The sequence below is a fragment of the Vibrio sp. 10N.222.49.C9 genome (assembly GCF_041474985.1).
GTDB classification, from domain to species: domain Bacteria; phylum Pseudomonadota; class Gammaproteobacteria; order Enterobacterales; family Vibrionaceae; genus Vibrio; species Vibrio crassostreae_C.
In genome coordinates, this window is record NZ_JBFRVD010001347.1 from 1 (window position 1) to 278 (window position 278).

Sequence of the window (278 nt, forward strand, 5' to 3'; positions counted from 1 at the left end):
GAATGATGGTGTTAATAGAGCATTCTGCCAATGGTTAAAAATACTCGGTATTGAGACTTGCTGATCCCGAGTTAAGGCTATGATAAACATAGTTCTACTGATAAAAGAAGGATTGATCGCAATGAAGATTTTGGTTGTGTGTATGGGAAACATTTGCCGCAGTCCAACTGCAGAGGCCGTGCTGCGAACGAGAGCCGAAAATAACGGCTTATTGATTGAGGTAGAATCGGCAGGCACCATTGATTATCACCATGGAGAAAAGCCGGACAGTCGTGCAG

General features: G+C 43.9%; 1 pseudogene. It reads left to right on the top strand.

Annotation, left to right across the window (positions count from 1 at the left end):
* Positions 1-121 precede the first annotated feature (121 nt).
* Positions 122-278, top strand: a pseudogene (locus tag AB4585_RS28225) (low molecular weight phosphotyrosine protein phosphatase); the annotation flags it as partial.